The 10938-nt window shown below is 65.8% G+C and carries 11 protein-coding genes; 7 read left to right on the top strand and 4 right to left on the bottom strand.

Annotated elements, in window-relative coordinates:
• Positions 1 to 219 precede the first annotated feature (219 nt).
• The gene (locus BMX78_RS18675) at positions 220 to 981 is read left to right on the top strand and encodes an SDR family oxidoreductase (RefSeq protein WP_091422717.1); all 762 of its coding nucleotides are present in this window, start codon (positions 220 to 222) and stop codon (positions 979 to 981) included.
• A 52-nt stretch (positions 982 to 1033) separates the two neighbouring features.
• Here the strand turns inward: BMX78_RS18675 and BMX78_RS18670 are convergent, their stop codons facing one another.
• Positions 1034 to 3010 carry an APC family permease gene (locus tag BMX78_RS18670; protein ID WP_091422686.1) on the bottom strand — a complete coding sequence of 659 codons (1977 nt, stop codon included), beginning with the start codon at positions 3008 to 3010 and terminating at the stop codon, positions 1034 to 1036.
• 209 nt (positions 3011 to 3219) lie between these two features.
• On the opposite strand from BMX78_RS18670, the gene BMX78_RS18665 reads away from it, so the two are divergent.
• Genes BMX78_RS18665 through BMX78_RS18650 form a run of 4 tightly spaced genes read left to right on the top strand, consistent with a single transcriptional unit; the run spans position 3220 to position 5531 of the window.
• Positions 3220 to 3567, top strand: a complete 348-nt coding sequence (locus BMX78_RS18665; RefSeq protein WP_091422681.1) for a PadR family transcriptional regulator — start codon at positions 3220 to 3222, stop codon at positions 3565 to 3567.
• 2 nt (positions 3568 to 3569) lie between these two features.
• Positions 3570 to 3956, top strand: a complete 387-nt coding sequence (locus BMX78_RS18660; protein ID WP_091422678.1) for a DUF1048 domain-containing protein — start codon at positions 3570 to 3572, stop codon at positions 3954 to 3956.
• The gene (locus BMX78_RS18655) at positions 3946 to 4770 is read left to right on the top strand and encodes an ABC transporter ATP-binding protein (RefSeq protein ID WP_091422675.1); all 825 of its coding nucleotides are present in this window, start codon (positions 3946 to 3948) and stop codon (positions 4768 to 4770) included. Before BMX78_RS18660 ends, BMX78_RS18655 begins: the two co-directional genes overlap by 11 nt.
• Entirely contained in the window at positions 4767 to 5531 is a 765-nt protein-coding gene (locus tag BMX78_RS18650; RefSeq protein ID WP_091422670.1) for an ABC transporter permease, read from the top strand. Before BMX78_RS18655 ends, BMX78_RS18650 begins: the two co-directional genes overlap by 4 nt.
• 7 nt (positions 5532 to 5538) lie before the next feature.
• On the opposite strand, the gene BMX78_RS18645 is transcribed toward BMX78_RS18650, so the two are convergent.
• Genes BMX78_RS18645 through BMX78_RS18635 form a run of 3 tightly spaced genes read right to left on the bottom strand, consistent with a single transcriptional unit; the run spans position 5539 to position 8586 of the window.
• Positions 5539 to 5919: a sterol carrier family protein gene (locus BMX78_RS18645; RefSeq protein WP_091422668.1), complete on the bottom strand. Its 381-nt coding sequence runs from the start codon at positions 5917 to 5919 to the stop codon at positions 5539 to 5541.
• A gap of 36 nt (positions 5920 to 5955) precedes the next feature.
• Complete coding sequence (locus tag BMX78_RS18640) at positions 5956 to 6972, bottom strand: asparaginase (RefSeq protein ID WP_091422664.1); 1017 nt, start codon at positions 6970 to 6972, stop codon at positions 5956 to 5958.
• A 36-nt stretch (positions 6973 to 7008) separates the two neighbouring features.
• Complete coding sequence (locus tag BMX78_RS18635; protein WP_170850875.1) at positions 7009 to 8586, bottom strand: molybdopterin-dependent oxidoreductase; 1578 nt, start codon at positions 8584 to 8586, stop codon at positions 7009 to 7011.
• A 94-nt stretch (positions 8587 to 8680) separates the two neighbouring features.
• On the opposite strand from BMX78_RS18635, the gene purD reads away from it, so the two are divergent.
• Both purD and BMX78_RS18625 read left to right on the top strand, forming a co-directional pair.
• A complete protein-coding gene (purD, locus tag BMX78_RS18630) occupies positions 8681 to 9997 on the top strand; it encodes a phosphoribosylamine--glycine ligase (protein WP_091422714.1) in 1317 nt (438 codons plus the stop codon).
• A 1-nt stretch (position 9998) separates the two neighbouring features.
• Positions 9999 to 10937 (top strand): phosphoribosylaminoimidazolesuccinocarboxamide synthase, encoded by a 939-nt coding sequence (locus BMX78_RS18625; protein ID WP_091422660.1) that lies wholly within the window; start codon positions 9999 to 10001, stop codon positions 10935 to 10937.
• Position 10938: the final 1 nt, after the last annotated feature.

The raw sequence follows: 10938 nt of genomic DNA, 5'->3' as shown, positions 1-10938 counted from the left end.
ACTCAACCCACTCGGCGGTCTCTTCCGGATCACGATCAGGCAGCTGGTTAGTCAACCCGCTGAGGATATGGGAGGTATCTTCTCCTGCAGCCACGGCAGCCTCTTTTCGTCGTCGAATGCTGGCTTGATGTTTTCGTATTGTGGGAAAACAATTCTGTATTACGAGATTAGAAGCGGAGGCTCTAGGATTCAAATGTGACCACACCCGAGGTGAACTTGATGAGCATGCCCAAACAGACCCAGCGCGTCGCTGTAGTCACCGGAGCAGGTTCCGGCATCGGCCGGGCCGTGGCCCGCCTGCTCCTGGCCGACGGCTACGGCGTTGCCCTCGCCGGCAGGCGGGAGCCTCAACTGATGGAGACGGGGGACGGCCATCCCCATGCCCTACCGGTCACCTGCGACGTGACCCGGCCCGACGACGTCGAGCACCTCTTCGAGGCCACCCGCCAGAAGTGGGGGCGCGTGGACCTGCTGTTCAACAACGCAGGCGTTTTCGGTCCGGCGGCCAGCGTGGACGAGATCTCCCTGGCCGACTGGGACGCCACCGTGGCGGTCAACCTCACCGGCTCCATGCTGTGTGCCGCCGCGGCGGTCCGGGCCATGAAGGCCCAGGATCCGCAGGGCGGACGGATCATCAACAACGGCTCCATCTCCGCGCACTCGCCCCGGCCCCGCACCGTGGCCTACGCCGTCACCAAGCACGCCATGACGGGGCTGACCAAAAGCATCGAATTGGACGGCCGGGACTTCGGAATCACCTGCGGACAGATCGACATCGGCAACACAGCCACCGACATCATGGACACTATCGGGGTTGGCGCAGGCGCGCTCCAGGCAGACGGCAGCCGCCGGGTGGAACCCACTTTTCCTGTAGAGGATGCTGCCCGCGCCGTCCTGATGATGGCCAACATGCCGCCCTCGGCAAGCGTGGGGTCCGTGGTGATCACCGCCGCCGGCATGCCGTTCATCGGCCGGGGCTAACCCGGCCGCGGCTGACCGGAAGGACGCGTTCGGACAGGCCCGTCCTTTCAGGTCAGCCGACGTGGACCCACGGGCGGTTGGTCACCTCCGGTACGGCCTCACGGAGCACTTCGCGGGTTACGGGGGCGATTTCCCCTTCGCCAAGGAACAGGAACCTCAGGAGGTTGGAGACCGGGTTGCCCTCGGTCCAGCGGAAGTAGATGTGGGGCATCAGCCCTGTGACATCCCTGATGTGGAGCAGGACAGAGGCAATGGTGTTGGGGACCACCGGCCCGTGGACTTCGAGGATCCTGTAGCCATGGCGGACCACACCTCGGACGTAGAGTTCGGTCTCGAAGTCGGAGGAGTCGTCAACGATGACCTCCAGGAACAGCGCCTCCTGCGCGAGGGGGAGGTGGCTGACTTCGATGGCCGAAGCCAGCTTGTCGCGGTAAGCCTCCGCGGATGTCCGGAGCGGCTCATGGGCAATGATGGCGATGGGGCCTTCGAGGGTATCGGACATAAACTCCAATGCCTCCCGGTCCAGGTGCACGTGCGTGGCGTGAAGTTCAAAGGAGCGGCGGACCCGCGAGAGCAGGGAGATCACGATGATGCCCAGGATGAAGACTCCCGCGATGCGGATGCCTTCGGGCCGTTCAAAGATGTTGGCAACGGTGGTGTAGATAAAGACGACGGCAATCGCTCCGAAGCCAACGGTGCGTTTGTTCTGGTGGCGTCGTCGGGCCGAGAGGGTGACGGCGACGGCTGCTGAAGTCATCAGCACCAGGACGCCGGTGGCATACGCACCGCCCTGGGCGTCGACGTCGGCCTCAAAGAGGAAGGTGATGAGGAACCCGACCAGGGTGAAAACGAGAACGAGGGGCCGGACTCCTTTGGCCCATCCTGGAGCCATGCCGTAGCGGGGAAGGTATCTGGGGACCAGGTTCAGCAGTCCTGCCATGGCGGAAGCACCGGCGAACCAGAGGATGGCGATGGTGCTGGCGTCATAGATGCTGCCGAAGCCGACGCCGAGGTATTCGTGGGCGAGGTAGGCCAGGGCGCGCCCGTTCGCCTGCCCGCCGGACTGGAATTCCGGCTCCGGAATCAGGACCACCGTGATGAAGCTGGTGGTGAGAAGGAATCCGCTCATGATCACCGCGGCGGTGGTGAGCATGCGCCGGGTTCCCCGGATGCGGCCTGCCGGGTTCTCTTCCGTGTCCTTTCCGTCGCCCCGCACTTGAGGCATCACGGCGACCCCGGTTTCGAATCCTGAGAGGCCAAGGGCAAGCTTCGGGAAGACCAGCAGGGCGATGGCGACCGCCATCAGCGGGTTGCCGTGGGAGGTCCAGAGGCTGGTCCACCAGTTGCCCATGGCCAAAGGGTGAGCGAAGACCTGGGTCAGGGTCACGGCCACGACCACGGCGTTGAGGGCGAGGTAGAGGGCAACAAGGGCGACGGCGACGCCGATTGCCTCCTTGAAGCCGCGCAGGAACACCGCGGCCAGCAGCGCCAGCAGGAAGAGCGTGACCGGGACGTTTTGGCCCTGCAGCCATTCCGGGGAGACGGGGTTCTGAATTAGGTGCGCAGTGGCGTCCGCCGCCGACAGGGTCATGGTAATCATGAAGTCGGTGGCGGCGAACCCGAGCAGGACCAGGACGAAGAGCTTGCCGCCCCAGCGGGGCAGGAGGCGTTCGAGCATGGCGATGGAGCCTTCCCCGCGGTGGCTCTCACCGGCCACGCGCCGGTATACCGGCAGGGCGCCAAGGAGGGTCACGGCGACGAGCACCAGGGTCGCGATGGGTGAAATCACCCCGGCGGCGAGGGCTGCGATGGCCGGCTGGTAGCCAAGGGTGGAGAAGTAGTCCACACCGGTGAGGCACATGACCTGCCACCACGGATGCTTTTTCTCATGGGCTCCCGATGTCCCACCTGGGCCGGGATGCGTGCCTTTGCTGTCCTGAAGTCCGAACAGGAGCCAGTTCCTCAATGCTGCGGCACCGCGCGGCCTGGGGGCGGAGGGATCGGCCGGAGGCCTGCTCAATGTGGTCATGCATTCCTTTCAGCGCTGCGCAGTGCACCGCCTTCAGGGCCGAAGCTAGCACCGGCGGAAATCGGTGACCCGGAAAGGGCCGTTTTCTTGACGAATCCTTGACGCCCTTCGCTTGGGTACTTCTGTCATTTCAAGGCTCTTGACCAGCTGCTATTCAGCGATACTATGTACTGGTAGTCATCGTCACTAAGTAGCAGAAGGGGGGTTCCATGGGCAAGCAAATGACCGAGATGCTCAAGGGGACGCTGGAGGGCATAGTCCTCGCGATCCTCGGCGGACAGCCGGCATACGGCTACGAGATCACGGCGCGGCTGCGCGACCAGGGCTTCACCGACATCGCCGAAGGCACCATCTACGCGCTGCTGGTCAGGATCGAGCAGCGCGGCCTGGTCGACGTCGAAAAGGTCCCGTCAGAGAAAGGGCCGCCGCGCAAGGTCTACTCGCTGAACACACTGGGCAGCGGATACCTCGAAGAGTTCTGGAAGACGTGGAGCTTCCTGGCAGAACGGATCGAACACCTCCACATCGGGCACCCGCAGGAACAAGGAGAGAAGTAGCCATGGCCGCAAAATGGATCGAAGCACTCACCGGCTCACTTGAGCAGAAGAAGCAGTTCAAGCAGTACAAGGCCCGCGTGGAGGCGCTCCCCGAGCCGCACCGTGCTGCCGCAAAAGCATTCGAACGGTACTTCATGTACTACGGCGGAGTGACCGACGGCGACACGATGGTCAGGATGTTCGGCGACTTTGCCGACCTGTGGGAACGCGCCGCCGTCGACGGGACACCGGTGGCCGACATTGTGGGCGATGACCCGGTGGAGTTCGCCGAGACGTTCACCCAGGCCTATGGCGGCACGCGCTGGATCGACAAGGAGCGGGCCCGTCTCACGAAGGCCATCGACGCCGCTACAGGCCGCACTGCAAAGGAGGCGAACCATGACCATTGACCAGGCACTCGAACCCGCGATCCGGGTTCTGGGCATCGAAAAGTCGTTCAAGGACCTGCAGGTGCTCCGGGGCGTCGACTTTGACGTGAAGCGGGGGAGCATCTTCGCGCTGCTCGGTTCAAACGGTGCCGGCAAAACCACCCTGGTGCGGATCCTGTCCACCCTGCTCAAAGCCGACACAGGCACCGCGGTTGTCCACGGGTTCGACGTTGCCGAAAGCCCGGGCGATGTGCGTGAGTCGATCAGCCTCACCGGCCAGTTCGCCGCAGTCGATGAAGTGCTCACCGGCCGCGAGAACCTTATCCTGATCGCCCGCTTGCGCCACCTGAAGAACCCGGCCGGCATCGCCGACGACCTGCTGGCCCGCTTCTCACTCACCGAGGCCGGGCCCCGCAAGGCATCGACCTACTCGGGCGGCATGCGCCGCCGGCTCGATATTGCGATGAGCCTGATCGGCAACCCGCCGGTCATCTTCCTCGATGAACCCACCACCGGGCTGGACCCCCAGGCGCGCATCGAGGTGTGGCAGACCGTGAAACAACTCGCCCACAGCGGCACCACGGTGCTGCTCACCACCCAGTACCTGGACGAGGCGGAACAGCTTGCCGACCAGATCGCGATCCTGCACAAGGGCACGATCGTCCAGCACGGTACCCTCGCTGAACTCAAGCGGCTCCTCCCGCCCGCAAAAGTGGAATACGTCGAGAAGCAGCCGTCCCTTGAGGACGTCTTCCTCGCCCTCACCGGTGAGGGCGGTCCCTCCGGCACCAACCCTGCCGGCAGCCCGGTCCCAGCAGGAAAGGAACCCCAATGACCAGCCACGTCCTGGGCGACACCAGAGTGCTCACCAGCCGCTCCCTGCGCCACATCCTGCGCAGCCCCGACACGATCATCACCACCGCTGTCACTCCTGTCGCGCTCATGCTGTTGTTCGTATACGTGTTCGGCGGCGCCATCAATACGGGCACCGGCGGATCGTACGTCAACTACATGCTGCCCGGCATCCTGCTCATCACCATCGCGTCGGGTGTCGCCTACACGGCCTACCGCTTGTTCCTGGACCTGCAGGGCGGCATCTTCGAACGCTTCCAGTCCATGCCGATTGCAAGATCGAGTGTGCTCTGGGCGCATGTTCTCACCTCGCTGGCAGCGAATCTGGTGTCAGTGGCCGTGGTGGTGGGCGTCGCGCTGCTCATGGGGTTCCGTACCGGAGCATCACCGGCCGCCTGGCTGGCGGCAACCGGCATCCTGGTCCTGTTCACCCTGGCGCTGACCTGGATCGCCGTGATCGCCGGGCTCTCCGCGAAAAGCGTCGATGGTGCCAGTGCCTTCAGCTACCCGTTGATCTTCCTGCCGTTCATCAGCTCCGCGTTCGTGCCCACCGGATCGATGCCCGGTCCAGTGGCCTGGTTCGCCCAGAACCAGCCCGTGACCTCCATCGTGAACACCATCCGGGCCCTGTTCGCCCAGGAACCGGTGAGTACGGACATCTGGATCACCCTGGCGTGGCTGGTGAGCATACTCGCCATCGCCTACGCGTTTGCGATCTCCATCTACCGCCGCAAAATCAGCTAGGAAAGTGCTACAGCGGCAGGAGGGTTGAGAGGTCGGCACGCAGGCCTGAAGCGGCCACCTTGCCGGCCGCGACTGCCTCCGCCCAGCCCATCAGGCCGGTCGCCATCGCAAGCCAGGTGGCGGCGTCGCACTCGATCACGTTGGGCGGCGTTCCGCGGGTATGGCGGGGCCCTTCCACGCACTGCGTGACGCCGAAAGGCGGCACGCGCACTTCCACTGAATTTCCCGGCGCCCGGGCGGTCACTTCCTCCAGCGTGTACCGTACTGCGGTGGCCAGCACGGTGCGCGGAACCGGAGGAGCGTCCGACGACGGCCCGGCAGCTTTCCGCCACGCCTCCACCGCGGCGGCGCCTTCTTGAACGTCAATACGACGGCGGGCTACAGGCATGTTTCAAGTCTTCCTTCAATCAGTGGTTCGAATGAGTCAGTCCAGGAGGGCTGAGACGGCCGGGCCCAGCCGGATCTTTCCGACGGGCCGGCCGCCGCCCAGCACCGGCTCAACCACCTTTTCCAGCACACTGGCTACGCCGGGAATCTCCACGGCCCCGGAGGCGGCCAGCAAGGTCAGTGCCACCAGGGAGGTGGCCCGCAGGTTCCCGTCCAGGATCTTGACAGCCACGGAAACGCCCTGGGGCGTGGCCATGGCCAGCACGCCTTCCGCCCCGATTTTGGCGATGATTTCCAGCTCGTCCATCACAATGGTGTTGGCCTCGCCGCGGCCCTGCACGGCCCACGGGTAGTCCAGCATGGACGTTGCGATGGTGGCGGCCCGGGCGTTGAAGCTCTGGTCTCCCGGCGCCTTGGCCAGCTGCGAGAAGCCCCGCGCCAGGCCCTTGAGCGAAACGGCCGCCACGGGCGCGCCGCAGCCGTCGATTCCCAGGTGGGCGATCTTTTCGCCCGTGTACTCCTCGATGACGCTGCGCACCTGCTGCTGCAGCGGATGGTTGGGCTCCAGGTAGCTGTGCGTGTCCCAGCCGTTTTCCGTGCAGGCCCACAGGAATGCGGCGTGCTTCCCGGAGCAGTTGAAGGCCAGCTTCGACCTGCCGCGGTCAGACCGGACCAGCCAGTTCCGGGCGGTTTCATCCTGCGGCCACGCTTCCGGGCATTGGAGCTGGTCCTCCCGGACGCCGGCCGCTTTGAGCATTCCGGACACCACGTCCATGTGGTCCAGGGAGCCCACATGGCTCGCGCAGGCCAGCGCCACCTGGGCACCGCGGAGCGGAACGCCGGCCTGCATCGACGCCAGCGCCTGGAACGGCTTCAGGGCAGACCGGGCGTAGATGGGGGTGTTGATGTCGCCCAGTTCAGTGACTACGGAGCCGTCGGCGGCCAGGAGCACGGCGGAGCCGATGTGCCGGGATTCCACAAAGCCGCTGCGCTCGATCACGGCCAGTTCGACGGCGGAGTCCACGGTAAAGGTGGCATGCGGGTTATGCGGCATGCTGCCAGTCTAGGGGCCATCGTTCCGGATGCCCGGCTACTCCACGGTGACCATCACGGACTGCCAGCCCGAGGCGCCGTCGGGAACCGGATCGGCGCGCTGCTCCGTCTGCACCTCGCCCGTGCCGTCCGTGGCGCGGACTTTGAGGTAGTGCGGGCCGGGCGTGGCGTCCCATTCATAGGACCATTGGCGCCAGGTGGCCAGGGACGCTTCCGCGGAGAGGTCCACCTCCACCCAGTCCTCGTTGTCGATCTTGAGTTCCACCTTGGTGATGCCCCGGGTCTGCGCCCAGGCGGTGCCGCCCACGGCCACCTTCCCGGCGCGCACCTTGGCGAACGATTTGGGGACGTCCACCCGCGCCATGGTCTTGATGGGCCCGCGCTCGGACCAGCCGCGCTCAGTCCAATAGGCCTTGCTGTCCGCGAACCTGGTCACCTCCAGGTCCACCACCCACTTCGTGGCCGAGACGAATCCGTACAGGCCCGGAACCACCATCCGCACCGGGTAGCCGTGCTCAAGGGGCAGCGGCTCACCGTTCATTCCGATCGCCAGGATGGCATCGCGCCCGTCCTGCAGCACCTCCAGGGGCGTGGAAGCGCTGAAACCGTCAATGGACGTGGAAAGGACCATGTCCGCCCCGTCCTTGGGCCGCGCCCGCTTCAGCACGTCGCGGATGGGCAGGCCCAGCCATTTCGCGTTGCCGGCGAGGTTGCCGCCCACTGGATTGGAAACGCAGGTGAGGGTTACGTGCGATTCGATCAGGTCGGCGTCGAGCAGGTCCTGGAAGGTGAGCCGGACCTCTTCCTCCACCAGCCCGTGCACCCGCAGCTCCCAGTCATCTGCATTGATTTCCGGGACGCTGAGGGCAGTGTCGATGCGGTAGAACTCGCCGTTGGGCGTCAGCCAGGGCGGGACACCGGCCACCGGGGACTGGACGCCCGCAGGAACAGTTGCAGCTGCCTGGACCGCGGCGGGCAGCTGCAGGGCTTCCCGCGCCTTGGCGATGTTGCTCCGGGCCGCACCCACGAGGCGGCCGCCCGTTGCGGCTATGCCGGCTGCGGCCGCGGTAATTCCGGCAGCGGCGAAAAAACGACGGCGGCTGGCCCCGGAGTGCCTTGGGTCGCCGTCGGCCACATTCGCCGGTGCCTCGGGCCAGGCTTTCAATCCCCGCAACGGGGCTATGAGGGCGCGCAGCACCAGCAGGCCCGCGAGGGTTCCCAGCACCGACGGTATGGCATCGGCCAGTCCTACGCCTGCCCGGGTGACCACGCTGGTCACGATCACCGCACCCATAAAGAGGACTCCCAGCACCCCCAGCGCCCACCGCCGGTAGGCCACCACACCCAGCACGCACGCCAGCACGGCGATGGTCAGGCCCATGCCCACAAAAAGTGCGGCCTTGTCGTTGGTGCCGAACGTGGCGATCGCGAAGTCCTTCATCCAGGACGGCGTGAAATCGATGAACGTGGACCCCAGGGCAAACACGGGCGTGGCGCGGGCCGTAAAAAATGCTCCCGCCAGCTCGGCCACGGCGAGGACGACGGCGGCAGCCACCACGCCTGCCAGCGCGGCCAGGGCAGTGGGACCTTTGAGCCAGTTCAGGAGCTTTTTCATAACACTGCTTCGTAGCGGACCGCCCCGGGGATTGTTTTGCCGCGGCTGACACAGCTTAGGAGCGGGCTGGGTGCACAAAGTACCCTTGGAGACTGTGAAGGTACTCGTCATCGGCCCCGGAGGCCGCGAACACGCCATTGTCCGCTCCCTGCTCGCCGACCCCAACGTGTCCGAGGTCCATGCCGCGCCCGGCAATGCCGGCATCAGCAAGCTGGTCCCCACCTACGGGATCAACGGCAACGATCCCGACGCCGTAGCCGCCCTGGCAACCAGGCTCGCCGTGGACCTGGTGGTGGTGGGGCCGGAGGCGCCGCTCGCAGCAGGTGTTTCCGATGCTGTCCGCAATGCCGGGATCCCGGTGTTCGGCCCCAGCAAGGCCGGCGCCCAGCTCGAGGCTTCCAAGGCCTTCGCCAAAGAGATCATGGCCGAAGCCGGCGTTCCCACGGCCATGGCCATGGTGGCGGCCAACGCCGAGGAAGCCGCGTCAGCCCTGGACACCTTCGGCGCCCCCTACGTGGTGAAGGACGACGGCCTGGCCGCGGGCAAAGGCGTAGTGGTCACGAGGAACCGCGACGAAGCCCTGGCCCATGCGCAGTCGTGCTTCGATGCCGGCGGCTCCGTGGTGATCGAAGAGTTCCTCGACGGCCCGGAGGTTTCCCTCTTTGTCCTCTGCGACGGCCAGAACACGGTCCCGCTTTCACCCGCCCAGGACTTCAAGCGGATCTTCGACAACGACGAAGGGCCCAACACCGGCGGCATGGGCGCGTACACCCCACTGGAGTGGGCCCCCGAAGGCCTCGTCCAGGAGGTCATTGAGCGGGTCGCCCAGCCGACTGTCAACGAGATGGCCCGCCGCGGCACTCCTTTTGTAGGCGTACTGTTCGTCGGACTGGCCCTCACCTCGCGCGGCACCCGCGTCATCGAATTCAACGTCCGTTTCGGTGACCCGGAAACCCAGGCCGTGCTGGCCCGGCTCAAGACCCCCCTCGGCGCCCTCCTCCTGGCAGCTGCCAAGGGCGAACTGGACAAGGCAGAAGAGCTGCGCTGGTCGAAGGAAACTGCTGTCGCCGTCGTCGTCGCTTCTGAAAACTACCCCGGCACGCCCCGCACCGGTGACCGCATCCGCGGCCTGAAGAAGGTGGAGGAACTCGAAGGCGTGCACGTGATCCACGCCGGGACCTCCTTTGATGAGGAGGGCAAGGTGATCTCCGCGGGCGGGCGCGTCCTGGCCGTCGTGGCGCTGGGCAGCGACCTGGTGGAGGCGCGCGAAAAGGCGTACGACGGCGTGGAGCTGGTTCAGCTGGAAGGCTCGCAGTTCCGCACGGACATCGGCCGCAAGGCCGCCCGGGGCGAGATCAGGGTATCGGCCGGCGCCACCGGATCCCTGCCCATTACCAACGCGAAGGCATAGCATGAGCGAAACTCCCGCAGCACGCGGCTTCAGCACCACCACCCTGGACCTGCCGGGCTGGAAGCACGTCTACTCCGGCAAGGTGCGCGACCTTTACGAGCCGGCTGACGATTCCATCGTCGAACGCGTAGGCCAGGAGTGCGTCCTGGTGGTGGCCAGCGACCGTATCAGCGCCTTTGACCACGTCCTGTCCAGCGAAATCCCGGACAAGGGGCGCATCCTCACCCAGCTGAGCCTGTGGTGGTTCGACCAGCTGGACGTGGAGCACCACGTGCTGGCCTCCACCGTGGAGGACGGGGTCCCGGCGGCGGTGGAAGGCCGGGCCATGATCTGCAAGAAGCTGGACATGTTCCCGGTGGAGTGCATCGCCCGCGGCTACCTCACCGGCTCGGGCCTGCTGGAATACCGCGCCTCCGGAACCGTGTGCAGCATCCCGCTGCCGGAGGGCCTGGTGGACGGGTCACGGCTGGAGCACGCCATCTTTACGCCGTCGGCCAAGGCAGCCGTGGGCGAGCACGACGAGAACATCACCTATGACGCCGTGGTGGCCATGGTGGGTGACGACATAGCAGGCCGGTTGAGCGAGCTCACGTTGCAGATCTACACCAAGGCGGAGGCCGTGGCGCGGGAGCAAGGGATCATCCTCGCCGATACCAAGGTGGAGTTCGGCTACGACGCCGTCTCCGGTTCGATCACCCTGGGTGATGAAGTGCTGACGCCGGACTCCTCGCGGTTCTGGGATGCCTCCACCTACCAGCCGGGGCAGGCGCAGCCGTCTTACGACAAGCAGTACGTCCGGGACTGGCTTACATCGGCCGAATCGGGCTGGGACAGGTCTTCGGACACGCCTCCGCCGGCGCTGCCTGCTGACGTGGTAGACCGGACGCGGAGCCGTTATGTTGAGGCGTACGAGAAGCTGACCGGGAAAAGCTTCGCCTGAC

The organism is Arthrobacter sp. OV608, from assembly GCA_900110595.1.
In the GTDB taxonomy this organism is placed as follows: domain Bacteria; phylum Actinomycetota; class Actinomycetes; order Actinomycetales; family Micrococcaceae; genus Arthrobacter.
This window is presented reverse-complemented; position numbering and strand designations above follow the sequence as displayed.